Source organism: Psychromicrobium lacuslunae, from assembly GCF_000950575.1.
Taxonomy (GTDB): domain Bacteria; phylum Actinomycetota; class Actinomycetes; order Actinomycetales; family Micrococcaceae; genus Renibacterium; species Renibacterium lacuslunae.
In genome coordinates this window covers 589,089-614,612 of the sequence record NZ_CP011005.1, presented here as the reverse complement: position 1 = coordinate 614,612, position 25,524 = coordinate 589,089, and the positions used below count along the sequence as shown (strand labels likewise).

At 59.1% G+C, this 25,524-nt stretch carries 23 protein-coding genes; 9 read left to right on the top strand and 14 right to left on the bottom strand.

Translation table 11 applies throughout. From position 1 onward, the window contains the following. Nucleotides 1–123: 123 nt before the first annotated feature. From mraZ to dinB, 3 genes are all read right to left on the bottom strand, one after another. Nucleotides 124–561, bottom strand: a complete 438-nt coding sequence (gene mraZ / locus UM93_RS02820; RefSeq protein WP_045073520.1) for a division/cell wall cluster transcriptional repressor MraZ — start codon at nucleotides 559–561, stop codon at nucleotides 124–126. 524 nt (nucleotides 562–1,085) lie between these two features. Next, the gene (locus UM93_RS02815; RefSeq protein ID WP_045076775.1) at nucleotides 1,086–1,454 is read right to left on the bottom strand and encodes a DUF3040 domain-containing protein; all 369 of its coding nucleotides are present in this window, start codon (nucleotides 1,452–1,454) and stop codon (nucleotides 1,086–1,088) included. A 178-nt stretch (nucleotides 1,455–1,632) separates the two neighbouring features. Beyond that, nucleotides 1,633–2,895 (bottom strand): DNA polymerase IV, encoded by a 1,263-nt coding sequence (gene dinB, locus UM93_RS02810; RefSeq protein ID WP_422784946.1) that lies wholly within the window; start codon nucleotides 2,893–2,895, stop codon nucleotides 1,633–1,635. Between the two features lie 100 nt (nucleotides 2,896–2,995). Between dinB and UM93_RS17905 the strand changes: the two genes are divergently transcribed. Together UM93_RS17905 and UM93_RS02800 are read left to right on the top strand one after the other, a co-directional pair. Next, a complete protein-coding gene (locus UM93_RS17905; RefSeq protein ID WP_052663558.1) occupies nucleotides 2,996–3,565 on the top strand; it encodes a hypothetical protein in 570 nt (189 codons plus the stop codon). Next, a complete protein-coding gene (locus UM93_RS02800) occupies nucleotides 3,562–4,677 on the top strand; it encodes a polyprenyl synthetase family protein (protein WP_234399366.1) in 1,116 nt (371 codons plus the stop codon). Before UM93_RS17905 ends, UM93_RS02800 begins: the two co-directional genes overlap by 4 nt. Nucleotides 4,678–4,710: 33 nt before the next feature. On the opposite strand, the gene UM93_RS02795 is transcribed toward UM93_RS02800, so the two are convergent. Further along, nucleotides 4,711–5,043 carry an Rv2175c family DNA-binding protein gene (locus UM93_RS02795; RefSeq protein WP_045076768.1) on the bottom strand — a complete coding sequence of 111 codons (333 nt, stop codon included), beginning with the start codon at nucleotides 5,041–5,043 and terminating at the stop codon, nucleotides 4,711–4,713. Nucleotides 5,044–5,325: 282 nt separating this feature from the next. Between UM93_RS02795 and UM93_RS02790 the strand changes: the two genes are divergently transcribed. Next, the gene (locus UM93_RS02790) at nucleotides 5,326–6,702 is read left to right on the top strand and encodes a lytic transglycosylase domain-containing protein (RefSeq protein WP_045073519.1); all 1,377 of its coding nucleotides are present in this window, start codon (nucleotides 5,326–5,328) and stop codon (nucleotides 6,700–6,702) included. Between the two features lie 76 nt (nucleotides 6,703–6,778). Further along, nucleotides 6,779–8,869 (top strand): Stk1 family PASTA domain-containing Ser/Thr kinase, encoded by a 2,091-nt coding sequence (gene pknB, locus UM93_RS02785; protein ID WP_045073517.1) that lies wholly within the window; start codon nucleotides 6,779–6,781, stop codon nucleotides 8,867–8,869. 187 nt (nucleotides 8,870–9,056) lie between these two features. On the opposite strand, the gene UM93_RS02780 is transcribed toward pknB, so the two are convergent. Both UM93_RS02780 and UM93_RS02775 read right to left on the bottom strand, forming a co-directional pair. Then, the gene (locus UM93_RS02780; RefSeq protein WP_045076766.1) at nucleotides 9,057–10,445 is read right to left on the bottom strand and encodes a class II 3-deoxy-7-phosphoheptulonate synthase; all 1,389 of its coding nucleotides are present in this window, start codon (nucleotides 10,443–10,445) and stop codon (nucleotides 9,057–9,059) included. Nucleotides 10,446–10,550: 105 nt separating this feature from the next. Beyond that, nucleotides 10,551–11,402 (bottom strand): lysophospholipid acyltransferase family protein, encoded by an 852-nt coding sequence (locus UM93_RS02775; RefSeq protein WP_045076765.1) that lies wholly within the window; start codon nucleotides 11,400–11,402, stop codon nucleotides 10,551–10,553. Nucleotides 11,403–11,543: 141 nt separating this feature from the next. Here UM93_RS02775 and UM93_RS02770 point away from each other — a divergent pair, with 141 nt between their 5' ends. Continuing rightward, nucleotides 11,544–12,284 carry an alpha/beta hydrolase gene (locus UM93_RS02770; protein ID WP_045073516.1) on the top strand — a complete coding sequence of 247 codons (741 nt, stop codon included), beginning with the start codon at nucleotides 11,544–11,546 and terminating at the stop codon, nucleotides 12,282–12,284. Beyond that, on the top strand, nucleotides 12,277–12,810 hold the full coding sequence (locus tag UM93_RS02765) for a hypothetical protein (protein WP_045073515.1): 534 nt from the start codon (nucleotides 12,277–12,279) through the stop codon (nucleotides 12,808–12,810). Before UM93_RS02770 ends, UM93_RS02765 begins: the two co-directional genes overlap by 8 nt. Here the strand turns inward: UM93_RS02765 and UM93_RS02760 are convergent. Beyond that, the gene (locus UM93_RS02760; protein ID WP_045073514.1) at nucleotides 12,807–13,811 is read right to left on the bottom strand and encodes an ROK family glucokinase; all 1,005 of its coding nucleotides are present in this window, start codon (nucleotides 13,809–13,811) and stop codon (nucleotides 12,807–12,809) included. The two genes, UM93_RS02765 and UM93_RS02760, sit on opposite strands and share 4 nt — an antisense overlap. Before the next feature lie 80 nt (nucleotides 13,812–13,891). Here UM93_RS02760 and UM93_RS02755 point away from each other — a divergent pair, with 80 nt between their 5' ends. Continuing rightward, complete coding sequence (locus tag UM93_RS02755) at nucleotides 13,892–15,706, top strand: AMP-dependent synthetase/ligase (RefSeq protein ID WP_045073512.1); 1,815 nt, start codon at nucleotides 13,892–13,894, stop codon at nucleotides 15,704–15,706. A gap of 74 nt (nucleotides 15,707–15,780) precedes the next feature. Here UM93_RS02755 and UM93_RS02750 read toward each other — a convergent pair whose 3' ends face one another. Then, a complete protein-coding gene (locus UM93_RS02750) occupies nucleotides 15,781–17,211 on the bottom strand; it encodes a MinD/ParA family ATP-binding protein (RefSeq protein WP_234399365.1) in 1,431 nt (476 codons plus the stop codon). Between the two features lie 109 nt (nucleotides 17,212–17,320). Next, complete coding sequence (locus tag UM93_RS02745) at nucleotides 17,321–20,719, bottom strand: pyruvate carboxylase (protein ID WP_045076761.1); 3,399 nt, start codon at nucleotides 20,717–20,719, stop codon at nucleotides 17,321–17,323. 140 nt (nucleotides 20,720–20,859) lie between these two features. Between UM93_RS02745 and UM93_RS02740 the strand changes: the two genes are divergently transcribed. Further along, nucleotides 20,860–21,723: a ParA family protein gene (locus tag UM93_RS02740; RefSeq protein ID WP_234399364.1), complete on the top strand. Its 864-nt coding sequence runs from the start codon at nucleotides 20,860–20,862 to the stop codon at nucleotides 21,721–21,723. A gap of 90 nt (nucleotides 21,724–21,813) precedes the next feature. Here UM93_RS02740 and UM93_RS02735 read toward each other — a convergent pair whose 3' ends face one another. From UM93_RS02735 to gcvH, 5 genes are all read right to left on the bottom strand, one after another. Next, nucleotides 21,814–22,407 carry a MerR family transcriptional regulator gene (locus tag UM93_RS02735; RefSeq protein WP_045073510.1) on the bottom strand — a complete coding sequence of 198 codons (594 nt, stop codon included), beginning with the start codon at nucleotides 22,405–22,407 and terminating at the stop codon, nucleotides 21,814–21,816. Nucleotides 22,408–22,650: 243 nt separating this feature from the next. After that, entirely contained in the window at nucleotides 22,651–23,136 is a 486-nt protein-coding gene (locus UM93_RS02730) for a bifunctional nuclease family protein (RefSeq protein ID WP_045073509.1), read from the bottom strand. 24 nt (nucleotides 23,137–23,160) lie between these two features. Next, a complete protein-coding gene (ftsR, locus tag UM93_RS02725; RefSeq protein ID WP_045073507.1) occupies nucleotides 23,161–23,913 on the bottom strand; it encodes a transcriptional regulator FtsR in 753 nt (250 codons plus the stop codon). 8 nt (nucleotides 23,914–23,921) lie between these two features. Next, complete coding sequence (locus UM93_RS02720) at nucleotides 23,922–24,386, bottom strand: FHA domain-containing protein (protein ID WP_045073506.1); 465 nt, start codon at nucleotides 24,384–24,386, stop codon at nucleotides 23,922–23,924. Nucleotides 24,387–24,471: 85 nt separating this feature from the next. Then, on the bottom strand, nucleotides 24,472–24,858 hold the full coding sequence (gcvH, locus tag UM93_RS02715) for a glycine cleavage system protein GcvH (RefSeq protein WP_045073505.1): 387 nt from the start codon (nucleotides 24,856–24,858) through the stop codon (nucleotides 24,472–24,474). Nucleotides 24,859–25,031: 173 nt separating this feature from the next. On the opposite strand from gcvH, the gene UM93_RS02710 reads away from it, so the two are divergent. Next, nucleotides 25,032–25,523: an SRPBCC domain-containing protein gene (locus tag UM93_RS02710; protein WP_045073503.1), complete on the top strand. Its 492-nt coding sequence runs from the start codon at nucleotides 25,032–25,034 to the stop codon at nucleotides 25,521–25,523. The last annotated feature ends 1 nt before the right edge of the window (nucleotide 25,524 follow it).

Below are 25,524 nucleotides of genomic sequence, written 5' to 3'. Positions count from 1 at the left end.
TTGCATCTGTATTGCATCTGAGTGCTCTTAAACCAGATCCCCATCCGCGCCGTGCCTTCCGCCTGGCTCCGGGGAAGGTGAGTCAGGTGGCGCAGGGCGGCTGGAGATCTCGTTCAAGAACGTCTACAGAAGTCCTGGAATTGCGTTTTCTACACTGTCGGTATCCGAGAAGGAGGTTTCCTTCTCTTCGAGGTACTCCGCCCACGCAGCGGCATCCCAGATTTCGGCCCGGGAACCAGCGCCAATCACGGCAAGCTCCCGGTCCAGACCCGCATAAGAACGAAGCGCCGCCGGGATGGTGACGCGACCTTGCTTATCCGGCATTTCGTCAGAGGCTCCAGAGAGAAAAACTCGAATGTAGTCCCGAGCTTGGCGACTTGAGATCGGAGCTTCTCGCATCTGCTCGTGAATCCGTTCAAACTCACGCTGGCTGAAGACGTAGATGCAACGTTCTTGCCCTCGAGTGAGAACCAGACCGTTGCCCAGTTCATCTCTGAACTTGGCTGGAAGGATCAAGCGACCCTTCTCGTCGAGACGTGGCGAATGAGTCCCAAGGAACACATCACCACCCCCTCCTTCACCACTACCCTCTTACGCGCTCCACTTTACCCCACAATCCACCACCGTCAACGCGAACTCAGGATTTATTCCTGTGTGTCGGCATGAATTTTTCCCAAGAAATCCCGTGTTTTCAGGGATTTTTGCCTGGGGAGAGAAGTGGAGGGAAAGGCGATGCCAAGCGCTAAAGATTGCTGCTGCTGAGCGATGTCGTAGGCGCGGGGCAGCAGAAATGGGCTCGATTGAGCCGCCAGCCCGGCGCAAATGGCCTCAGAAACGTGCTCCGATGGTCTTATCTGGCTCAGGTGGAGCTAAGTGGAGGAACTAAATAGTGGAGCTAAGTGGAGGAACTGGAGTAGCTGGACTAGCTGGGGGGGAGGCACAGAAAAACCCCTGGGGCAACTGCCACAGGGGTGGATATAGATAATTCGCTTTTCGCGACGCTTAGCCGCTGCCTCACTTCTCGCCAATCAGCGAGCGGAAGCTCGGACCTTTAGAAGCCGATCTCCAAACCGGTCGCGGGGTTACTACTCGCCGCGACGGCGTTCGTCCCAGCGCTCCTCAAGATTGGCCATAAAACTAGACTTGGCACCCGCTACCTTAGCGCCATCAGCCGACGCCGGAGTCTTCTTAACTCGGCTGCGCATCGTAGCGACAAAAACACCAGCGCCCATGAGCAGGAAGCCAATCACGCCCAGCCAAATCTGTTGGATGCCGACACCGAGCAGCAAGACGGCTAGACCGGCAACACCGATCACCACACCGAGCAGGATGTGCCTAGCGGATAGTCGACGCGCTCCCTCGTTCCCCAGCGCGCTGGCAAACTTTGGATCAGTGTCGTGCAACTGCTGCTCTAATTGATCGAGCAACCTCTGTTCGTGCTCCGACAGTGGCATCACGACCTCCTTCAGATCCGCCATCCGCATGCGGTACATCTCGTCTTATGAACGAATACCGGCATGGTTCTGGTTCCGTGCCGACGAAAATTTATCAATTTTCGTGCTAACTCTTTAAGGATAGGCTTCTCCGGCCAGAACTAAAAGCCACACCGCTAAAACTGCTCATTCGAAGCGGTCATTCGGTCTCAGGAGGCTTCTTTTCGATCAGCCGAGCGGGCATCAGCTGATATTTACCGAACTTCTCCCCCACCTCGTCAATTACGGCCTCGGCGGAGCGCCAATTATCATCCCGGCGCTCCAAGCTCAATTGCACAGCGGTCCGCTGGGCAAGTTCTAGGTTCTCCGCCCGCAGGCCGATCAACCGGACCGCCATCGGCCGTTCCCCTAAGGCCTCGAGTAGCTGGATTGCTTCCTGATAGATCAGCTGAGCACTATCTACCGGTACTGGAACGGTTCTCGAGCGGGTAATAGTGGAGAAATCCGCATATCTTAATTTGAGGGCCACGGTACGAGCGACATATCCGCTAGCCCGCAGCCGACTACCGGTGCGGTGCGCCAGCCTGAGCAACTCGCGGCGCAGCGGCACGTCATCGGTGGTATCGAATTCAAAGGTCTCCTCCGCACCGATGCTCTTCTCTGCGCGCACCGGTGTCACCGGACGCGGATCAATCCCCCAGGAAAGCCGATGCACGTGCTCACCTGAGGCGCCAAGCGCCCTGCGCAGCACGGCTACCGGCGTATTGGCGATTTGTTCAACCGTGTGGATGCCCAGCCCTTCAAGCACAGCCATCGTCTTCGCCCCCACACCCCAAAGCGCACGGGCTGGCAGGGTGTGTAAGTAAGCAACAGTGTCTGTTTTGGGAATCAAAAGTAAGCCGTTGGGTTTACACCTCGCCGAGGCAATTTTTGCGACGAATTTATTCGCGGCAACCCCCACCGATGCAGTGACGCCCATTTCTTCACTGACGCGACGCCGAATCAGTTGGGCAATCTGCAACGGCGGTCCGAGCCGGCGCATTGCGCCACTAATGTCCAGGAAAGCTTCGTCCACGCTGAGCGGTTCCACTGTGTCGGTGATCGAGGCAAACAGTTCCATGAGCTGCGCCGAGACCTGGTAATAACGCTGATGCCTGGGCTGCACAATAATGGCCTGTGGACAAAGCTTCATTGCGGTCGCCATCGGCATTGCTGAGCGCACCCCGAAAGCACGAGCCTCGTAAGAGGCCGAAAGCACCACGGAGCGCCCCTGTGGAAAACCGACGATCACTGGCTTGGCGAGCAGTCCAGGATTTTCCAGCTGCTCCACGGCAACGAAAAAAGCATCCATATCGACATGCATAATCGTGCAGTCTCGATAGTCCTGCTGACTAGCCGACGGGGTCGGCCGCCCGACCCCCGGTTGCTGCCCCGATTCCGGCTGCGGTTGCTGAATATTCATCGCTCTCTCATCTTAGTTCTTGGCACCGACAGCTTTCCGGCGGGATCGCACAAGTCATCGCGAGAACCACCCCGCCCAGAGCACCGCTTAGAATGAAAAGGTGATTCGACTTCCACGAGCCCGCCGGGCCACTCTCGCCACCGCCGGAATCCTGCTCTGCGGATTGACGGTGGTCGGCTGCAGTAACTCAAATCCGCAGCCCGGTGAAACCTCACCTAGTAGCGCAAATACCAGTAGCGCAAGCAGCAGTGCTCAGCCAAGTAGCTCAAGCAGTGGCACGCCAACGAGCTCCGCGACCGCCTCGGAGACCCCATCTTCGAATGTCCAGTCCACAGTCAACGCACTGATCCCAGGCTTCCCAAAGACTCTCTTGCCACTGTTACCGGGGGCAACTGTAAAGCTGAGTGCAGTGGATAAGAGCACCACACCGGCGACCGCGTCATTGGTGGGCAGTACCACCTCCTCGAGCAGCGCAATAGTCGACTTCTACACCAAGGCGTTCAAGGCCCAGGGGTTCACTGCTTTACCGGGCGGCAATGTCGGCGCGGTGGTGAGTAAGGACTTCGTGCGTCAAAACGGTCAGGAGAGTGTCAACCTCTCGATCAGTTCAGAGGGCGGCAGCAGTACCTTCACGCTGGGCGCGAGCGTAGCGGTGGCCTCGCTGAAGTGAACCAGCCGACCGAACCGGATGCGACGATTTCGCGCCTCCAGGCCGAGTTCATCGAGCTGCTGGCAGAGGAACTGCAAGGTTTCCTCGCCGCTAAGCGGATCGAGCTACTCAAGATCTCGACGGATGCCCCGGCCCTAATCGATACCATTGCTGGCTTGGTTACCGGCGGTAAGCGAATGCGTGCCCTACTTTGCTATTGGGGTTGGCGTGGCGCGGGTGGACCAACTGACTCGACCGCACCTATTAGCAATGCTGGAGCGGCTCTCGAGCTGTTCCAGGCCGCGGCTTTAATTCATGATGACATTATTGACCGCTCGGATATTCGACGCGGCGCCCCGAGTGTGCACCGCCAGTTCAGCCAGCTCCATCAGCGCCAACGCTGGTCCTTGGACCCCGAGCGCTTCGGCCATGCGGCGGCGATTCTGGCTGGCGATCTGTGTCTTTCGTTCAGCGAAGAGGTTTTTGCCGAGGTAGCGGCGACCGTGGCAGCTCCAGCCGCCGCCCGGGCTCGCACGGTATTCAACACCATGCGAGCTGAGGTGATGGCCGGTCAGTATTTAGACATTCTGGAGGAAGTGGCCGGGCCATCTCGCGGCGCTGCCGGGGCGGTGGAGCGAGCCCAGTCAATCATTCGCTTCAAATCCGCTAAGTATTCCACTGAACACCCTCTGGTGCTCGGCGGTGCACTGGCTGGCGGCTCAGCTGAGTTGCTCCGTGGCTATTCCGATTTCGCGCTGCCACTCGGCGAAGCATTCCAACTTAGGGACGATATGTTGGGAGTCTTCGGCGATCCACAGAGCACTGGGAAGCCCGCCGGAGATGATCTGCGCGAAGGCAAACGGACGGTGCTGATCGGCTATACGCTACAGTTGGCGTCAAAAACCGAGGCCGAATTCGTCGACCAGCGCCTGGGCATACCCGATCTTCCGGAACCAGATATCGCTCGAATCAGGGAAATCATGCAGGAATGTGGTGCGGTGACCAGCACTGAGGCACTGATCGAGAGTTATCAACAAACAGCGATGACGGCTTTGCAAGCATTGCCGATTGACCAAACCAGTTCACGGGCGCTCGGCAGCATAGCGCAGGCCGCGGTGCAAAGAACTTCCTAGGTCTCGAGCGAGGCTTCGGAACGCAAATCCTGGTTACCAGGCGAGAGCTTGAGCTCGACGTCGAATCTCGGTCTTGCGGCCGGAATGCAGAGCGTCTATTGGCCGCCCCGGCAAGGAGTCATCAGGGGTGAAAAGCCAGCTGATCGCCTCTTCATCATCGAATCCGGCGTCAGCGAGCACCACCAAAGTACCCTTGAGGCTGTCCAGCACCTCATGCTCGCTAAAGAACTCAGCCGGTACAGCTCGGATCTTGCGGTCGCCAATCCGCAGAGCCAGCAGCGAGCGATCGCTAATCAGCGAATGCACTCGAGTGACTGCAATGTCGAGCAATTCAGCGACATCGGGCAGCGGTAGCCATTCCCCCACCAAGGCTTCCACTCCGTCGGCAGCGGAACTGGGCTGCAGGGAATCTTTTTCTGATGACACATTTTCAGTACTACTCACCCCTTAAGGTTGCCACATTTCTGCCAAATTTCGGCATTCGTAGTGGTCTAAGCAGGCGCATATCACAGACTTCGACACGCCGCACAATCAATCCGGAGGAAATTGAAAACCTTGTGATATGCGAAATTTAGTGTAAATTCACATTAGTCACATGAGAAACATAGATAACTTTGGCAACACCAGCCACAGACCTGAGGACAGGACATGACTTTGCCCCGTCAGTTCAAGAACGAAACCAGTAAGCGCAAGCAAATCGCCTTAGCGAGCACGGCAGCGCTGCCAGTGATCGCCCTCTCCTCCCTCGCCCTAGCGCAGCCTGCAATAGCCGCGCCCGCTGCAACCGAACTGCCGCCGACGACGCTGTCGCACGGAAAACTCAGTCTTGCGGTCACCGTGCAGTCCTCAGCAAATCGGGTACCCAGCTCGGCCTTGGCAAGTCAGGTACCCACGCTGCGCCCTTCCGTGACGGTGCCCAGCAGCTACACCATCCGTGCTGGCGACACGATTAGTGGTATCGCGGCGCGCTATCACCTGAATATGAACACGCTGCTCAAACTCAACGGTCTGGGCATTTCAACGATTATCTATCCCGGCCAGAAGATCAGGCTCAGCGGTTCGGTAGCTGTCGCAGCAGCTAAGCCGAACCCGAGTAAAGCTGCCGCTGCTAAGCCGACAGCTACTGCGGCTCCAGCAGCTAGCGGTAGCTACAAAATCAAAGCCGGCGACACCCTCAGCGGCATCGCAGCTCGTTACCGGATCAGCCTGAGCAGCCTACTGCAAGCCAACCGACTGAACATGAACAGCATTATCTACGCCGGGAAGAGCCTGAAGATCCCCGGCAAAACTGTGGCTGCAAGCAGCCAGCCAAGCAGTAAACCTGCCGCTGCTAAGCCGACAGCTCCAGCAGCTAGCAGTAGCTACAAAATCAAAGCCGGCGACACCCTCAGCGGCATCGCAGCTCGTTACCGGATCAGCCTGAGCAGCCTACTGCAAGCCAACCGACTCAGCATGAATAGCATTATCTACGTTGGCCGGAGTCTAAAGATCCCTGGTAGCGCGGCGGCTAGTAGCAGCCCGGCTACGCCCAGTAAGCCACTGGTACCAAGCACCTTTTTGAACTACACCTACCCCGAAGCTGTGGTCTCGCAGGCCAATAAAAACAAGGCAGCACTGCTGGCAGCTCCGGTGCCAAGTCCTGCGCAAATGCAGACCATTATCGCTAACACCGCACGGCAGATGGGGGTTGACCCGTCCTTAGCACTTGCCTTCGCCTGGCAAGAATCGGGTTTTAATGCACAGGCGGTTTCTCCGGCCAATGCCATTGGCGCCATGCAGGTGATCCCGTCCTCGGGCGAATGGGCCTCCCAGCTGGTAGGCAGACACCTCAACTTGCTCAACCCACAGGACAATGTGGTGGCTGGAATTGCCATTATTCGAGCCCTGGTCCGCACCTCCCCTAACCTCAAGCTGGCCATAGCAGGCTACTACCAAGGCCAGTACTCGGTCTCAAAGTACGGGATGTACAGCGACACCAAGCAGTACGTCGCCTCCGTGATGGCCTTGCAAAATCGGTTCCGGTAGGTCATTTACAGCGCAATATCCGCGCTGCTGGGTGTTGAATCCTGGGAGATTTCCGAACAACGCCTAGGATCGAAGAGTGCAAGATATCGGACCGGAACCGCTGCTCGGCAGATTAGTCGACCAGCGCTACAAAGTGCTGAGCAGGGTGGCGCGTGGCGGCATGGCCACTGTCTACCTGGCCACTGATCTGCGCCTGGACCGTCCGGTCGCGCTCAAGGTTCTGCACCCACACCTGAGCATGGACGACTCTTTTCTCGACCGTCTGGGCAGCGAAGCAAAGGCCGCGGCAAAGCTTTCGCACCCGCACGTGGTTGGCGTGCTAGATCAGGGCGAAGAGCTCATCGATGGCAATCGGCTGGCCTATCTGGTGATGGAGTACCTGCCTGGCCACACGCTGCGCGATGTTTTGCTCGCCCAAGGCTCGCTCACCCCGAGGCTGGCGCTGGCTTATCTCGATGCTGTCGTCGAGGGGCTGGCCGCAGCCCACCGAGCTGGCCTGGTGCACCGGGACGTCAAACCCGAGAATGTCCTGATCGCAGATGATGGCAGAATCAAAATCGGAGATTTCGGGCTGGCCCGCGCGGTGACCACCTCAACGAATACCGGAACTCTGATTGGCACCGTGGCCTACCTCTCCCCCGAGCTGGTAATGGGCAGGACCGCCGACGCACGTAGCGATATATATGCCATTGGCATCATGCTCTATGAGCTACTCACCGGTGAGCAACCGTTCCGCGGCGAGGTGCCGATCCAAGTTGCCTATCAGCACGTCAACTCCTCAGTACCAGCCCCGTCAGCTGAGCTGCCGGGCCTAGCGGCAGACTTGGACGAACTGGTGCGCTGGTGCACCGAGGCCGATCCGGAAGACCGACCGCATGACGCCGACGCCCTGCTGGGCGAGTTACGCCACATTCGGACCACGCTCAGTGATGAGCAGCTAGACTACAGCAACTCCGCGGTCGTCAAGCCGACCCCGCCTAACTACCCGCCGACCGCCGCCATCTCCTCAGCACCTGGCGCCACTGAGGCGCTACCGCGAGCAACCGAGACCGAGGCGATTTCGAGGCCCACCGAGTTCCTTGACCGCTCGGTCCATCCGACGACTGTGCTGGATCGGGGCGCGGCTGCCGCAACAGCCCAGGGATCCTTCGACTCCCCAGCTGCCGCTCAGCTCAGTCCGCGCGCGGCGCGGGTCGCGGAAAAGAAAGCTCAGAAACAGGCCGCGCGCGAGGCCGCCCGTAACGCCGCTCGACCGGTGACCACGTTAAGGCATGGCAACACCCGCCGTCGCGGACTGATCTGGCTCATTCTGATCGTCATCTTAGCTCTCTTAGGCGGCACCGCCGGCTGGTTCTTCGGCTTAGGTCCGGGGGCACTAGCAACGGTGCCAGATCTCAAGAACAAGACCGTCTCGGAGGCCCAGGCGGCGTTACAAACTTTGGGTTTCAGTACCACACTGCAAAAACTCAATGATGAGAACATCGCCACCGACCGAGTGATCGCCACCGAACCGGCGGCGTTTGTGGAGCAACGCAAGTTTCAGCCCGTGGTGCTGAAGGTTTCGCTTGGACCAACGCTCTACACGGTACCGAATCTGGTGGCCGCGAATTTGGATGCCGCGAAATCTCAACTCAATCAGAATCATCTCGCACTCGGAAAAGTCAGCCAGCAATTTGATGAGAAGGTCCCTGCCGGCCAGGTGATCAGCCAAAATCCGGCGGCCGGTACTCAGAAGCGTGGAGCCACTCCGATCGATCTGCTGCTCTCTCAGGGACCCAAACCGATCCCGGTGCCTTCCGTGGTCGGTCAGACCCAGCAGAAGGCGAACGAAACTCTCGGCGGCCTCGGTCTCAAAGTCGTAGTGGCAGCTAATCAGGTTTTCGACTCCGATATCCCGGCCGGTTCGGTGGTCTCACAAGAGCCAAGTTCCGGCACTCTGCCCAAGGGGGGCACTGTCAACCTGGTGATCTCCAAGGGCCCCAAGATGGTGCTGGTGCCGAGCTTTGTTGGCCAGCAGATTGACGACGTCATCGCCCAATTGAAGAACCTCAAGCTCAAATACAATGTGACCGAGATTCTAGGTGGTTTCTTCGGTACGGTGCGAGCCCAGGATCCGATGAAGACTTCGGTGCCTGAAGGCACCGTGATCGAGCTCACCGTAGTCTGAACTCACAGCAGTCTAAACAGCCGGTACTTTCCCGGCCGTCGATCAACCACGCCCATCGTTCACGGCAGCAAAAAACTTCGGGGGGGGGTCCACTATTGAGCTAGTGGACCACCCGAAGTTACTAGGATTCAGGATTTGTTAGGATTCAGGATTTGCTAGGCTTCACGGATCGCTGCCCGCAGAGAGCTTAGCGGGAGGCCTGCGCCAATGCTCCGGAGACCAGGAAAGCCATCTCCAGCGACTGCATGTGGTTCAGCCGCGGGTCACAGACCGATTCGTAGCGGGTCAGGAAAGCTTCCTGATCAACCGGATCAGCACCGCCCAAGCATTCAGCGACATCGTCCCCGGTCATCTCCACGTGCATGCCTCCGGGGAAGGTCCCCAGGCCCTGATGCACCTCGAAGAAGCCACGAACCTCGTCAATCACATCGTCGAAGCGACGCGTTTTGTAACCATTGGGCGAGGTGACCGTATTGCCATGCATTGGATCGGTCACCCAGAGCACCTGGGCACCCGAGTCGGTTACCTTCTGTACCAAGGCGGGCAGTTTCTCCCGAATATTGGCGGCACCCATCCGGGTGATGAAGGTCAGCCGGCCCGGCTCACGGTTCGGATCCAGTTTGTCGATCAGCCGGAGCGCGTCATCACCGCTGGTGGTCGGGCCGAGTTTTACGCCGATCGGGTTCCGCACCCGGGACAAGAAATCCACGTGCGCCGAATCCAATTGCCGAGTACGCTCGCCGATCCAGAGGAAGTGCCCGCTGGTGGCGTAGGGGTTACCGGTCCGTGAATCGATTCGAGTCAAGGCCCGCTCGTAGTCCAAGAGCAGCGCCTCATGGCTGGCAAAGAACTCGGTACGCTTGAGCGCTTCAAAGTCTGAACCGCAGGCTTCCATAAACCGGATGGCCCGGTCGATTTCACCAGCCAACGATTCGTAGCGGGCATGCGCCGGGTTCTGGGTGAAGCCTTTGTTCCAATGGTGCACCAACCGCAGGTCAGCAAAACCACCTTGAGTGAAGGCACGGATCAGGTTCAGCGTGGAAGCCGAGGTGTGGTAGGCCTTGACCAGCCGGGAAGCGTCGTGACCGCGGGACTCCGGGGTGAAATCGTAACCATTGACCATATCGCCGCGGTAGGCGGGCAGCGTCACGCCGTCGCGGGTCTCCTCATTGGAAGAGCGCGGCTTGGCGAACTGTCCAGCCATCCGCCCCATCTTGATCACCGGAAGTGACGCGCCGTAGGTCAGTACCACTGCCATCTGTAGGATGGTGCGCACCCGGGCGCTGATCCGATCAGCTGTCGCCGCGTCGAACGTCTCAGCGCAGTCCCCGCCTTGCAGCAAGAAGGCCTTGCCTTGAGCCGCTTCGGCCAGTCGCCCGCGCAGAACATCGACTTCACCAGCAAAAACCAATGGTGGCAGGCTGGAAAGGTCCTTGATCGAAGCCTGATAGACATCCTCATCCTGCCAACTTGGCTGCTGCGAAATCGGCAACGAGCGCCAGGCATCCAGACCCGGGTAGTTCGCTGCTCCTGCCTGGCCGAGCCGGGCTGCAGAGTCAATGAAATTGTTTGGCATGGTTTGAGTCAGATCTTGCACGAGATAAGCCTAGTTGTTCTCGGCCTGCAATGAGACCTTGGCGCGTAATCTACGCTGCAGGCGGATAATATTTGGACTCAGAACTCAGCTAGCGGCTTCCTCCGGCTTATCGCTCGCGGTATTCTCGGCACCGGCTTTTCCGTCTTCGGCGTGATCCGGGGCCAGCTCTGCCGCAGCAACGCCTGGACCAGGATCTTCGCGCAGCGGGCTGCTCGCGGCAGCGGCCGTAACTGTGCCTTTCGTTTCGCCAGCTTTCCGAGCCGCTTGACGTTCCTTGACCGTGCTGGCATAGGCATCAACATACTCTTGCCCGGAGAGTCTCATGAGTTCATACATAATCTCGTCGGTAACGCTGCGCTGCACAAAACGATCGTCTTCCAGTCCCTGATAACGACTGAAATCTAGTGGTTCGCCAAAAATCATCCCGATCCGACGAATATTTGGCAGCTTCCGGCCAATTGGCTGCACCTTATCGGTGCCGATCATTGCTACCGGGATCACCGGTACACCGGCACTGAGCACCAGTTTCGCCACTCCGACCTTGCCCCGGTAGAGCTTAGCGTCGGGGCTTCTGGTGCCTTCCGGATAGATGCCGAGCAAACCACCCTTAGCGAGCACCTCGGCACCGGTGCTGAGCGAGTTAGCCGAAGCCGCTCCACCAGAGCGATCCATTGGCAATTGGTTGGTGAGCCGGAAGAACAGCGCGGTCAGCTTACCCTTCAGGCCAGCTCCAGTGAAGTACTCCGATTTGGCCAAGAAAATCACCGGCCTCGGCACCATCAGCGGCATGAAAATTGAATCCGAGAAGGACAAGTGATTGCTGGCCAGGATGGCCGGACCGGAGTCGGGGATGTTATCCAGCCCCTTCACCCACGGACGGAAGAGCAGCTTGAGCAAAGGACCCAAGAAGATCTTCTTCAGTACCCAATAAAACACATTTCGCCTTTTCTGCCGCGGCGCATCATTATCGGCCGCAGTGATCTGCCGCCGAGCATCCTGCAACCATACTCTAGTGAGATATTCTGCTAAAAGGGATACCCTCAGCGATATCACTGTGGACAACGTGAGGCGAGTAGCGTGCATGAACCTTTGATCACCGCCGGGCGCGGCGAACTGTCACGAATCGGCGTCGTGGTCTGTCACGGCTTCACCGGCTCACCGGAGAGCATGCGGCCCTGGGCGGAGCACCTAGCCGCAGCCGGGTTCGCAGTGAATATGCCGCTGCTGCCCGGACATGGCACCAGCTGGGAAGAACTCAGCAGAACCCCATGGCAACAGTGGTACACCGGAATTGAAGCGGCCTATTTTGAGCTCAGCAGCCGTTGTGACAAGGTCTTTATTGCCGGGCTCTCGATGGGCGGAGCGCTCGCCCTGCGGCTTGCAGAGCACCATCCGGTGGCGGGTTTGGCACTTGTTAATCCTGGTCTCACCGCCGCCGACCCGCGCGCAAAACTAGCCGGTCTATTACGCCACGTTGTCAAAAGTGTGCCAGCTATCGGCAATGACATTATTAAGCCCGGCATGGAAGAACACGCTTACCCGCGCACTCCGGTCGCGGCCGTGCATCAGTTGAACCTGCTCTTCAAGGACACCACGAAGAATCTGAACTTGGTCACCGCACCGACCATTCTGTTCAGGTCAAGCGTTGATCACGTGGTGCCTGACTCCTCGGTCACCGCCATTAAGGCAGGAATAACCAGCCCCGATTTACGCATTGTGCCGCTTTCCAGGAGCTACCACGTAGCAACCCTCGACCATGATGCCGAAAAGATCTTCACCGAGTCTGAGTCGTTCTTCAGGGAGATCGCCGGTGTCTGACGCACCTCAGGGACCAGGTCGGTCCAAAGACGAAGGCGAGCCGCCAGAGGAGCCCACCGATGATGAGGTCTGGCAGGATCTAGTCTCACGCCTGCAGGGTGACTCCGATCAGAGCATTTTTGGCTCCGAGGAAGGTCGCGAGTCAGAGTTGCCAGGCACTGAGCAGAGTGAGCAGAGTGAGCACCGCTCGAGTTTTCGGCAGTTCGACCCGCTCAATGTGCAGGCTGCCGCCGAACCCGAACAGGCTCCGGCAGCTGGTCCCCGTGACTACGAGCTAAGCGACGATGAGGAAGACTTTGTGCCCGCTGAGCCGGCCTCGCTCGCCACGGTGGAACCATCCATCGCACTGGCCTGGCTCGGTGCTGCGGGAATGCCGGTCGCTTTACTTTGCGCTGCAATTTTTTGGCGAGACGCACCGCTGATGCTGATCATTGCCGCCATCGCGGCGTTCTTATTGTCGGTCGGCTATCTGATTTACCGGCTGCCCGGTCATCGCGATCACGACGATGACGGCGCACAGGTCTAGCGTTGCGCTCCGCCTGCCTCACTGATCCGTAGGCTTCGAGAGAGATCTGCGGCGCCAATCATGCCGGCCGCCGCCCCGAGTTCTGCAAGTTCGATGGCGGCCGCGGGCCTGAAGCCTCTGCCGGTCAAATTCCGCTTAAAGGCGCGCTGCGTCGGAGCTAGCAAAAGCTCTCCCGCCTCACAGAGCCCGCCGCCCACCACGAACATTCCCGGGTCGAGTGCCGCTGCCAGGTTAGCTAGGCCAAGGCCCAGCCAAGAGCCAATGTCTTCGATGAGTTCAATTGAGGCAGCGTCTCCTTGCCTAGCCCGCTCGGTCACCACCGCTCCCGTGATAGCGTCAATATCGCCGTCCACGGCACGCAAAATCTCCTGCGCTACCGGCGAATTGGCACGGGCCAGCTCGCGGGCTTCCCGGCCGAGCGCATTGCCCGAAGCATACTGCTCCCAGCATCCCCGATTGCCACACTCGCAGCGATGCCCGCCAGGCATAATCACTTGGTGGCCGAACTCCCCGGCAACACCGAATCGGCCGCGCTCCAGTCGGCCATCCATCACCATGGCTCCGCCGATACCGGTGCCTAAGGTGATACACACCAACCGGCTCTCGCCGCGCGCCTTGCCGAACTTCCACTCCCCCCAGGCAGCACCGTCGGCATCATTGGTAAGCATCACCGGGCGGTTCAGCAGGCGCTCCAGGTTCTGCCGGAGTGGTTCATTCCGCCAGGCCAGGTGCGGGCTAAACAATACGGTACCGCCGCTGAGATCCATCCACCCCGCTGCCCCGATACCCACCGAGCCAATCGGATAATCAGCGCCGAGCTCGGAGACCAGCTCCACGATAGTTGCCTCAACCGCTCTCGGATCGCTGCCATGGGTAGGTCTACGCAGCTCCGCCAGCACCGTGCCCTGATCGTCCACCACCCCGGCAGCCACCTTTGTGCCACCAATATCGATGCCGATTGCCAATGCTGAACCTCGATATTCGGGTGTTAGTGAACTCACAGCCTTATTCTAGAAGGTAGTTGGGAAACTCGGCCTTGCACAGTAAAGTTACTGATCAGTAGATATCGAGGGAGCTATCAGTGAAAGAAATTTCCGTACCGGCAGTAGTCACCGTCCCAGAGCAGAGCAATAGCACTGATTTACTGGAGCGCCAGGCTAAGGATCCCGCTAATCGCGCCCTCTTTGCGGTGCTCGATGACAGTGGCAATTGGCGAGATATCCGAGCCACCGAATTCCGGGCGGACGTGATCGCCCTGGCCAAGGGGCTGATTGCCAGCGGTGTAAACCCCGGCGAACGGGTTGGCATTATGTCCCGCACCCGTTACGAATGGACCCTCGTCGATTTTGCGATCTGGTACGCCGGAGCGGTTTCGGTGCCGATTTATGAAACCTCGGCTGCCAGCCAGGTGGCCTGGAATCTCGCGGATTCCGGTGCGGTCGCTGCTTTCGGCGAAGCGGATTCGCATTTAGCCACTATTCGCCAGGCAGTGCAGGCGGAGAGCCTGGACGCCGTAAAGCAGTTCTGGAAGATGTCCGATGACGGACTGGACGAATTGCGGCAGGCTGGCCGCGAGATTGCCGACGAAGAGGTGGAGAAGCGCCGCTCCGCTGCCGGGCTACGCGATGTCGCCACCTTGATCTACACCTCTGGCACCACCGGGCGCCCCAAGGGTGCTGAGATCACGCACGGCAACTTTGTCGAGCTTTCTGATAATGCGCTTGGCGTACTCTCCGAGGCAGTGGCCACTGAAGGTGCGCAAACCATTATGTTCTTGCCCCTGGCACACGTTTTTGGCCGCTTCATCGCCATTCTGAATGTGGCCGGCGGTTCGCGCACCGCGCATACCCCCGATATTAAGAACTTGCTCTCCGATTTCCAGAGCTTCAAGCCCACCTATATTCTGGCCGTCCCTCGGGTCTTCGAGAAGGTCTACAACTCAGCGGTACTGAAAGCGGAGTCCGAAGGCAAGGGCAAGATTTTCGGCAAAGCAGCCGAGACCGCTATTGAGTATTCCAAAGCTCTGCAACAGGGCAAAGTGCCGTTCCTCCTCAAGCTCAAGCATGGCCTGTTCGATAAACTCGTCTACTCGAAGTTGCGGGCCGCTATGGGCGGCCAGCTGCAATACGCGGTCTCCGGTGGCGGGCCGCTCGGTCAGCGCCTCGGCAACTTCTTCTACGGCATCGGCATTACCGTGCTGGAGGGCTACGGGCTGACCGAAACTACAGCCCCGGTCACGGTGAACCGTCCCGATCTGATCAAAATCGGCACCGTGGGTCGACCATTGCCCGGTAATGCGGTCAAGATTGCCGAGGACGGGGAAATCCTGGCCAAGGGTGTCTCGGTGATGCGCGGCTATTTCCACCGTGATGATCTAAGTGCCGAAGCCTTTGTCGATGGCTGGTTCCGCACCGGCGATATCGGTCAGCTGGACGAGGACGGCTTCCTGAGCATCACCGGCCGGAAAAAGGAGATCATTGTCACGGCAGGCGGCAAAAATGTTGCTCCGGCGCAATTGGAGGATCAGATTCGCGCCGATGCCTTGGTCTCACAGTGCGTGGTGATCGGCGAAGGCAGACCCTTTATTGCCGCACTGGTCACTCTGGACGAAGAAGCCCTGCCACAGTGGGCCAGCCACCACGGCTTGGATCAGGGAATTTCGGTGCAGGACGCAGCACAGAGCCAGGTCGTGCTCGACGCCATTCAGAAGGTCATTGACCGGGCCAACAGCTCGGTCTCGCACGCCGAAGCGATTAAGTCCTTCCGTATCGTGCCCACGGATTTCACCGAGACCAGCGGCCATCTGACACCTTCGCTGAAGATTAAACGCGCCCAGGTGCTCAAGGATTTCGACGGCGTGGTCGAGGAAATCTATTCGGCCCCGAAACCGGCCTGAGCAAACTGGCTCATTGAGCGAGTTTGGCCCCGGACGTCGCTGACGTCCGGGGCCAAACTCGTTAAGAATGCTGTTTAGAGCCCCTGCAACTCATCCACGGTAAGCGCCGCCAGCTCGATGACCGCAGCCTTTGTTGCCGGGTTCAGCCGATTCAGATCAACTCGGCTGCCCTCCGCCAAATGCTTGTCATAGGGTAACCGGATCACCGATTTAACCCGGGAGCGGAAGTGGTCTTCGATCTGGTCAATATTGACCCGGGTGCCCTCCCCGGCAGACATATTGACTACCACGATGGCTTTGGCCACCAGGTCCTGCCGACCGTGCGCTTCCAACCAGGAAAGCGTCTCCGAGGCTAGTCTGGCCTCATCGACGCTACCTCCAGATACCAAGACCACGGTATCGGCCTTCTCAAGGGTGCCCTTCATCACTGAGTGCACCATGCCGGTGCCAGAGTCAGTAAGGACGATCGAGTAGTAACGGCTCAGAATATCTGTTACGGCTCGGTAATCAGCATCGTCAAAGGCTTCGGCGATGGCCGGATCGGTATCGGAAGCAAGCACATCGAGGCGCGAGCCGTCACGGGCTACATAACTGGCTAGCTCGGAGAAGCTGTTCACTGTGAACCGGTTCCGCACCAATTGCCGCGCGGTGTGATCTGCTCGGCCTGGCGAGCGGTCCGAGAGGGTGCCGCGATCCGGGTTTGCATCCATTGCAATCACTCGGTCTTCGCGCATATTGGCGAGCACCATGCCAAGCAAAGTGGTCACCGTGGTCTTGCCTACGCCGCCCTTACGCGAGAGCACCGGAATATAACGAGTTCGCTGGCCGAGCCTAGCGGCGATCCGGTGTTCCATCACTCGTTGTAAGCGGACCTTGTCCGAATCCCCGACGTTGATGTAGCCGAAGGAGCCCTGATACAACCAGCGCCGCCAGCCCGCCACCGGCGGGGTTTGCGGGCTCTCCAACAGCCGATCTGCGGTCAGCGCGGCAGCGGGCTCAGGCTTGCCTTGCTGATCCTGCCCACGACGGGCGCTGCTACGCTGCGCTTCGCTGTCGTTCTGTAGCGACGTTTCAGCCGTGGCCGAAAGCTTGAGCTGCGAGCCACTGGGCTGCCAATTGCTCTCTCGGGCAGTTGGCTCCCCGGCCCTTGAAACACTCGTTCCAGACTCACCGACCAACTGCTCACTAGCTGCCTGCTCAGTGACCAACTCTTCAGCCTCCGGCTGCACAACTAACTGCTGCTCCGATTCGGACGCAACGGACTGGGCCGTCTTTGAGGCCGGTTCAACGGCGGCTTCCGGTTCAGTCGAATCCCCGGCTGCTGGTTCAAGCTCCGACGGCTTGGCCGAAGCCTCATCACCCGTTGAGGCAACCGAATCCTCGGCATCAACCGAGACGATCACCTCGGTAAAGCTGCTAACGACGCCGGTGCTCGATGGATCGGCCGCACTGTCACTACTCAGCTCGCCGTGGCTAGGCTCAGTCTTCTCGGTCTCCGTTGGCATGACTCTTTCTTCTCTCTTTGCCGGGCGACTCAGCTCAGACACGATACCTGAGTCAAATCAGCACTTACCCTAGCGCACAGCCCGGTCAGAGCGCTAAAACAGCGAAATCTTAGCTCTCCACTACCAGCAAGAGATCTCCGCCATTGACCTGCTCCACCTGAGAGATCGCTGCCCGGCTCACCCTTCCGGCCACCGGCGTGGTGATCGACGCCTCCATCTTCATCGCCTCGATGGTCGCCACGGTATCCCCGGCTGCCACGGTGTCCCCCACCGCAGCGACCAGGGTGACCGCTCCGGCAAAGGGTGCAGCAACCTGACCGGGTACCTGTGGGTCAGCCTTCTCGGCGGACTTCACCTTAGATTCAATGCTCTTATCCCGTACGCTCACCGGACGAGACTGGCCATTCAGGGTGCACATCACCAGCCGCATGCCCTTTTCGTCGGGATCGGAAATCGCCTCCAGTGAAGCAATCAGCCGAACTCCCTTACCCAACTCAATCACGTGCTCCTGGCCACGTTGCAGGCCGAAGAGATAGTCCCGGGTGTCGAGCACCGAGACATCCCCGAAGGTGTCCCGGACGGTCTGGAATTCCTGAGTGGGCCCGGCAAAGAGCAACCGGTTTAAGGTGCCGCGCCGACTCGCCGAGTCCCCTGCCAGACCGGCACGGTCCTGTTCGTTCAACTCGACCTTACGGGGTTTGACCGCCCGTCCTTGCAGCGCCTTGCTACGGAACGGCTCCGGCCAGCCACCGGGCGGGTCGCCCAATTCTCCGGAGAGGAAGCCAATCACTGAATCCGGAATATCGTAGTTCTGCGGATTCTGCTCGAAGTCGGCGGGGTCGGCCCCCAGCCCCACTAAATGCAGCGCAAGATCGCCCACCACCTTGGAAGAGGGCGTCACCTTCACCAAATGCCCTAGAATCCGGTCGGCGGCGGTGTACATATCTTCAATTGCCTCGAACCGCTCTCCCAGTCCCAGCGCGATGGCCTGTTGACGGAGGTTGGAGAGCTGTCCACCGGGAATCTCGTGTTGGTAGACCCGGCCGGTGGGTCCCGGCAGGCCGGATTCGAAAGGTGCATAGACCCGGCGAATGGCCTCCCAATAGGGTTCGAGTGCGCTCACCCCGGCGAGCGAAATACCGGTATCCCGTGGCGTGTGCGCCAGGGCGGCCACCAGCGCGGAGGCCGAAGGCTGGCTGGTGGTACCAGCCAACGCCGCTGAGGCAACGTCAACCGCATCTACCCCGGCGTCTACAGCGGCCAGTAGCGTTGCCAGCTGGCCGCCTGCGGTGTCGTGAGTGTGCAGATGCACGGGGAGCTCGAAACGCTCGCGGAGCGCGCCGACTAGCTTCGCGGCAGCCGCTGGTCGCAAAAGCCCTGCCATATCCTTAATCGCCAGGATATGCGCTCCCGCTTCGACGATTCGGTCGGCGAGTTCCAGATAGTAATCGAGAGTGTAGAGCTTCTCCTCAGGATCCAGCATGTCCGAGGTGTAGCAGAGCGCCACTTCGGCGACAGCGGTTCCGGTGGCCCGCACCGCTTTGATCGCTGGTGCCATTTGATTGACGTCATTGAGCGCATCGAAGATCCGGAAAATATCGATACCGCTGGCCGCTGCTTCCTGCACGAACGCCTCGGTGACATCTTCCGGATACGGGGTGTAGCCAACCGTGTTACGGCCGCGCAACAGCATTTGTAGGCAAACATTCGGCAGTGCCTGACGGAGCGCGGAGAGCCGCTCCCACGGGTCTTCGCCAAGGAAGCGCAGCGCGACGTCGTAGGTGGCGCCGCCCCAGGCCTCAACCGAGAGCAGTTCCGGAGTCAGTGCCGAGACCGCTGGACCGGCAGCCAATAGGTCCTTGGTGCGTACCCTGGTTGCCAGTAGGGACTGATGCGCGTCCCGGAAGGTGGTGTCGGTGACAGCCACGGCTTGCTGTTCGCGGAGCGCTTTGGCGAAGCCTTCGGGGCCAAGTTCTTGCAGGCGTTGACGGGAACCAGCGGGCAGCTCCCCCTCGGGCAACGCCGGCAATTTGAGCGCTGGGTCAGCGTGCACCTTCAACTCACCGTGCGGCTTATTGACAGTGACGTCGGCCAGCCAGCTGAGCAGCTTGGTGCCGCGGTCGGCTGAAACGTGAGTCTTGAGCAGCTCTGGTCGTTCCTCGATGAAAGAGGTTGCTACATTGCCAGCGACGAAATCGGGGTCGTCGAGCACCGACTGCAGGAAGGGGATATTGGTGGAGACACCACGAATCCGGAACTCGGCGAGGGCGCGGCGAGCCCGGGCGACGGCGGTCGGGTAATCCCGGCCGCGGCAGGTCAGCTTGACCAGCATGGAATCGAAGTGCGGCGAAATTTCTGCCCCGGAATAGACAGTTCCGCCGTCCAAACGGACTCCCGCGCCACCGGCGGAGCGGTAACCGGTGATTTTACCGACGTCGGGTCGGAAGCCGTTCGCCGGGTCTTCGGTGGTGATCCGGCACTGCAGCGCGGCACCTTTAATGGCCACCGTCTCTTGGCTTAGTCCCAAATCTGCCAGGGTGGCACCGGCGGCGATCCGCATTTGGGCTTGCACCAGATCCACATCGGTGATTTCTTCGGTGACCGTGTGCTCCACCTGAATTCGCGGATTCATCTCAATGAATACATGCTGGCCGGCCCGCTCCCCCGCGGTATCGACCAAAAATTCCACGGTGCCGGCATTAACGTAGCCAAGCGCCTTGGCGAAAGCCACCGCGTCCCGGTAGAGAGCTTGCCGAATAGAGTCATCAAGCTCCGGTGCCGGCGCGATCTCAATCACTTTCTGGTGCCGACGCTGCAGGGAACAGTCCCGCTCGAAGAGGTGCATCACATTGCCCTGGGCATCGGCCAAGATTTGCACCTCGATGTGCCGCGGCCGGAGCACTGCCTGCTCCAGGAACATCGTCGGGTCGCCGAAAGCTGCATCCGCCTCACGCATCGCAGCCTTGAGCGCCTCGGGTAAGTCTTCTCGGGTTTCTACCCGGCGCATGCCACGGCCACCACCACCGGCGACTGCCTTGGCGAAGATCGGGAAACCAATCTCGTCCGCGGCGGCTAATAGTTCATCAAGATCTTTGGACGGCTCTGAGGACTTCAAGGTCGGCACGCCCGCCGCTTTGGCGGCCTTAAGCGCTGAAACCTTATTTCCGGCCAGTTCTAAAACTTCGGCCGGCGGGCCGACGAAAGTAATGCCGGCTGCTTGGGCGGCCCGGGCCAGATCCGGGTTCTCACTCAGGAAACCGTAGCCGGGGTAGATAGCGTCCGCCCCAGCCTCCTTGGCGACACGAACGATCTCAGCGACATCGAGATAGGCCCGAACCGGGTGGCCTTCCTCACCAATCAAGTAAGCTTCATCGGCCTTCTGCCGATGGATCGAGTTCCTGTCCTCCTGCGGGAAAACCGCAACGGTATTCGCCCCGAGTTCGTAACTGGCCCGGAAGGCACGGATCGCAATTTCACCGCGATTGGCCACCAAAATCTTGGAAAACATGTCATTCCCCTCAGCAAGCTTTACCGGCATCCGCAGGCCCTCAACATATGATGAGAAGAAGCTGCGCGAAGTTTCCACAGTATTCTATGTTGAGCTGAGGTGTCCTAGGACACACAAAGCGTAGTGTGAAGTTGAAGTCGATGACAGGATCTCGAGTGCAGGTAGTCAGTATTAGCTCCCTCAAGGGTGGCGTGGGCAAGACCTCAGTGACTCTGGGCCTTGCCTCGGCGGCATTGTCCGCGGGGATTCCGACCTTGGTAATCGACCTGGATCCGCACGCCGATGCCACTACCGGCCTGAGCGTCAATGCCAGCGGCCAACAAGATATCGGCCAGATGTTACGCAGCCCGCGGCGCGCTGAGCTGGCAGCGAATGTGGTGCCGAGTGGCTGGGTTGAACAGGCCAGCAAACGACAGCCTGCCGGGCAGCGTTCGGTGCTCGACGTAGCGGCGGGCTCGGCTTATTCCGGAATTTATGACCGTCCGGATCTGAGTCGCCGCGATCTTCGTCGGCTTTCCGCGGTATTAGCCGGTTTAGACCGTCAAGAACGAACGATCGCGGGCAAGCCTCGCTATGAGTTGGTGCTGATTGATTGCCCGCCATCGCTCAATGGCTTGACCAGGATCGCCTGGACTGCCTCAAATCGGGTGTTGTTGGTTGCCGAGCCGGGACTCTTCTCGGTCGCCGGAACTGAGCGAACCTTGCGGGCCATCGAACTGTTCCGCAATGAATTTGCCCCCGCCCTCTCAGCTGCCGGCATTGTCGCCAATCGGGTGCGCAGTGCCTCGGCTGAGCACAGCTATCGGCTGAGCGAAATGTCAACCATGTTCGGCCCGCTATTGCTCAGCCCGACCATTGCCGAACAGGCTAACTGGCAGCAGATTCAGGGCGCCGCCCGGTCGATCCATCACTGGCCCGGGGACGCAGCTAAGACGGCCGCGGAAGCCTTTGACGAGTTACTCAAGAAGGTGCTCGATAGCGGCCAGCAGCGCCGACGCGGCTAGTCGGTTAGCTCACTTAGTGCCGAGTGCCGCTCTTAAAAACAAAAAAACAAAAAACCGCCGGTGGTTGCCGGCGGTTTTTTCATTGGAATCTTAGGAAATTTTCCGGGCTGCCCGGCGTTTGCTCAGTTCATCATCAGGGAAAGACTGATCTTCAGCGTGCTCGCTGGGCAGATCGGAAAGGCTGCCTTCAACTTCGCGCCACACCTTGCCCACGGCGATACCAAAAACACCCTGGCCACCCTGCACTAAGTCAATAACTTCATCTGCCGAGGTGCATTCATAAACCGAAGCGCCATCGCTCATCAGCGTAATCTGGGCCAGATCATCCACCCCACGTTCACGCAGGTGATCCACTGCCGCTCGGATTTGCTGGAGTGATACCCCCGTGTCAAGCAGCCGCTTGACCACCTTGAGTACCAAAATGTCGCGGAAGCCATAAAGGCGTTGCGAACCGGAACCAGCCGCCCCACGTACTGTCGGCTCAACCAGTCCGGTCCTGGCCCAATAGTCGAGCTGACGATAGGTAATGCCAGCCGCTTTACAGGCGGTGGGGCCGCGGTAGCCAGCGTCCTCGTCAAGGAGAGGTAGATCCTCGGTAAAAAGCAGTCCTTGCGCACCGACCGGTATGACCGTGCTTGGATTGACGGCTTGTTTCAGCTCGCCAGCCTCGCCTTTCGGACTCATCGGACCCTCCATTTATAAAGCTCTCTCAAAGCCCCCCGGGGAAGACACATCCGAGCCTCATCGACACTGTGATGAAAGTTCATCGGTGTAACTTCTATCTCCAGTGTGACGAAACATTGACGGACATGCAATGGGAGCTGTCTTATTCGACGTTAGAACCGTGAGGCGGATTGGTCAAAGACCTGCGAAAAAATCTTCCGGCGTGTCGAAAGTTTAACGTTCAGCTTTAAGGTGAGGTCCGGCTCAGTTGGCGAAGTCTTCCGGATCGACATCATCCAAAAAAGCCCGGAACCGCTGAACTTCTTGCTCAGCGTCTTGCGGCTCGTCGTCATCGGCGTCGCTGATCAGCACGCCGGCTTCTTCCATCACCTCATCGCTACACCAAATCCGGCATTGAGCCCGCTGGGCAATGGCGAGGGCGTCCGAGGCCCGAGAATCGATTGAGGTGCCATCGTCAAGCAGCAGTTTGGCGAAAAAAACCGCGTCTTCAACCGCAGAAATGGTTACATGAGAAACGTTTCGCCCCAGCGCAATAATCACGTTATGGAGCAAATCATGGGTCAGCGGCCTCGGCGGTTTGAGACCCTGCTGGGAAATCGCAATGGCGGAAGCTTCCGGGGTGCCAATCCAAATCGGCAAGTGGCGCTCGCCATGCAATTCCTTAAGTAAAACCAAAGGCTGACTGGACGGCATCTCGATCCGCACGCCGAGCAGTTCCAGCTCAATCATTCAAGTAGCCTTTCAGCAAGCGGCTCAACTATCCATTCTGGCTATATGCCCTTGGACCAGGGCAGAATGCAAAGAAAGGCATAGCTCGCTGATTTCCCGGGCTGCCTCGGCCGCTCGGGCTTGCGAGGCACCGTCGCGGCGAGAGGTTAGCGGAGAGACAGCGCGCTCCACCAGACCGAATTCACGTTCCGCAGCGGCTTGAAATGGCCGTAAATGCCGAGGCTCTAAGCCGTGGGCGGCGAGCGCTGCGCAGGCCTTGGTGACCCTCAGCGCATGGTCATCAAAAAGGCCGCCCATGCTGCTGATCAGGCCAAAGCTGACGAGCGAGTTAATGAGTTCCGCGCTTGCCCCGGACTCGCTGCGTAGCTGATCGGCACTCAGCTTGCGGGCTCGTCCGGTGATCTCAGCGGCAAGCTCCTGATTGACCATCCGGGGTGCAATTGATGCGCTGACCCCCGGCGGCACATTTTCCGGCCCCTCACCCCGGTCGATGGCGTCCAGATAGTCACGAATCACCTTGAGCGGCAGGTAATGATCGCGCTGTAAGGCCAGCACGAAACGAAGACGTTCAATATGAGATTCGGTGAACTGGCGATAACCAGCTGGTGTTCGCTGCGGGGTGACCAGTCCCTTTTCTTCATAAAAACGGATCTTTGAAGCAGTCACCGAGGGAAAATCCTCGCTGAGCTGTGCTAGCACCTCGCCGATATTGAAAATTACCGGCCGGCCAGCATGCCCGCGAGCGGTACTGAGATTACGTGCGCCTTGCAAACTCATCAAGGTCCCTACGCTGCGGGGCTCGCGTAGTAGGTCAAACGGAATTTACCAATCTGCACCTCATTACCGCTGCGCAGTAATAGTGAGTCCACCCGGTCGCCATTTACATAGGTGCCGTTCAAGCTTCCGGCATCAACCACTCGGAACCCGTTCGCCTCGCGGCGGAACTCAACATGCCGTCGGGAGACCGTGACATCGTCAAGGAAGACGTCGGCGTCCGGGTGACGACCCGCCAGAGTCACCTCGGAATCGAGGAGAAAGCGAGCTCCCTGGTTAGGTCCCGCGTGGGCGATCAAGAGCGCCGAGCCCTGGGGCAGTGCCTCCACCGCGGAGAGCTCCTCCGCACTCAGATGCGGTGGAATGACCTGTTCCACCGCAGTGGCCGGAAAGTGTATCGAGGTGGTCTCCGAGGCATTGGGCAGCTGGCCCTCTTCCGGCGTCGTGTTCACGGCGTCGTCCTCATTGCCAACCATGTCTCTCTCCCCGTTTTAATCTGTTTTGCAGCGTGAGCTGCATGAGTTATCTGCATTAGCTACCCTCAGTGCTGAAGGTATTGGTCTAGCCTACCTGCTGTTCGTACTCCGCCGCACTGAGCAAAGTCTGATGCGTGGATAGATCTGCCAATTTGATCTCCAATAACCAGCCCTCGCCATAAGGATCTGAGTTGATCAAGGCCGGATCGCCATCGAGTGCCTCATTACGGCTCACTACTTCACCGCTCAACGGGGCGTAGATATCACTCACGCTTTTAGTTGACTCAACCTCACCGATCACCTCATTGCCGGTCACCGAACTACCCGCTTCCGGTACCTGCACGTAGACCACATCGCCGAGCGCATCCTGGGCGAAATCGGTGATGCCTACTCGAACTACACCATTCTGATCGGGCTCAGAAACCCACTCGTGTTCGGCGGTATAAGAAAAATCGGCGGGAATGTTGCTCATCAGAGGCCTTTCTAAGTTATGACTGTCTTGGTGCTGTCTTGGCGATGTCGTGGTGCTGCATCCAGTCAACAGCTAGGCTGCCAATCAGGCAAGTGGTGAAATGATGAAACCGCGAAACTACGAAACTACGAAACACAGAATTGTTCAGACGTTAATAACGAGGGGGCTAAGGCATGGCAACGCATTCGATCGGAACCATTCAGACCGAGGGCGAGACGAAATGGCTGGTTTTGGAACGCCAGCTGTCGGGCAGTAAAGAAGCTACCTGGCGAGCCATTACCGATCCGGCCTTGCTGGATCGTTTCATTGGCCGTTGGGAGGGCGATCCGAGTAGCGGCGAGGTGAGTTTCTTCATGACCGCTGAAGGTTCCACCGAGGCATCGACATACCGGGTGCTGGAATGTTCGCCCACCGAGAAACTCATTGTCGAGTCGGATTTCATGGGAACCGTCTGGCACCTGCAACTCACCGTGCAGGACAACGGCGGAGCCAGCAGCCTGCGCTTCGCGCAGCGGATCGATGATGGCATCACCCTCTCCGATGTTGGCCCCGGGTGGGAGTACTACCTAGATCGCCTGGTCGCGGTGGAGTCTGGCGAGTCCGTCGACTCAATCGTTTGGGACGATTACTACCCCTCCGCCGCCTACCAGGCGCTACAGGGCTAGT

Coding starts and splice junctions, on each gene's coding strand:
- UM93_RS02710 (WP_045073503.1), top strand. CDS start 25,032: ATGGCAACGCATTCGATCGGAACCATTCAGACCGAGGGCGAGACGAAA.
- dinB (WP_422784946.1), bottom strand. CDS start 2,895: ATGAATATTCAGCAACCGCAGCCGGAATCGGGGCAGCAACCGGGGGTC.
- UM93_RS02815 (WP_045076775.1), bottom strand. CDS start 1,454: ATGCCACTGTCGGAGCACGAACAGAGGTTGCTCGATCAATTAGAGCAG.
- UM93_RS02780 (WP_045076766.1), bottom strand. CDS start 10,445: ATGCCAAACAATTTCATTGACTCTGCAGCCCGGCTCGGCCAGGCAGGA.
- gcvH (WP_045073505.1), bottom strand. CDS start 24,858: ATGAGCAACATTCCCGCCGATTTTTCTTATACCGCCGAACACGAGTGG.
- UM93_RS02740 (WP_234399364.1), top strand. CDS start 20,860: ATGACAGGATCTCGAGTGCAGGTAGTCAGTATTAGCTCCCTCAAGGGT.
- UM93_RS02790 (WP_045073519.1), top strand. CDS start 5,326: ATGACTTTGCCCCGTCAGTTCAAGAACGAAACCAGTAAGCGCAAGCAA.
- ftsR (WP_045073507.1), bottom strand. CDS start 23,913: ATGAGTTTGCAAGGCGCACGTAATCTCAGTACCGCTCGCGGGCATGCT.
- UM93_RS02745 (WP_045076761.1), bottom strand. CDS start 20,719: ATGTTTTCCAAGATTTTGGTGGCCAATCGCGGTGAAATTGCGATCCGT.
- UM93_RS02735 (WP_045073510.1), bottom strand. CDS start 22,407: ATGAGTCCGAAAGGCGAGGCTGGCGAGCTGAAACAAGCCGTCAATCCA.
- UM93_RS02750 (WP_234399365.1), bottom strand. CDS start 17,211: ATGCCAACGGAGACCGAGAAGACTGAGCCTAGCCACGGCGAGCTGAGT.
- UM93_RS02720 (WP_045073506.1), bottom strand. CDS start 24,386: ATGGTTGGCAATGAGGACGACGCCGTGAACACGACGCCGGAAGAGGGC.
- UM93_RS02730 (WP_045073509.1), bottom strand. CDS start 23,136: ATGATTGAGCTGGAACTGCTCGGCGTGCGGATCGAGATGCCGTCCAGT.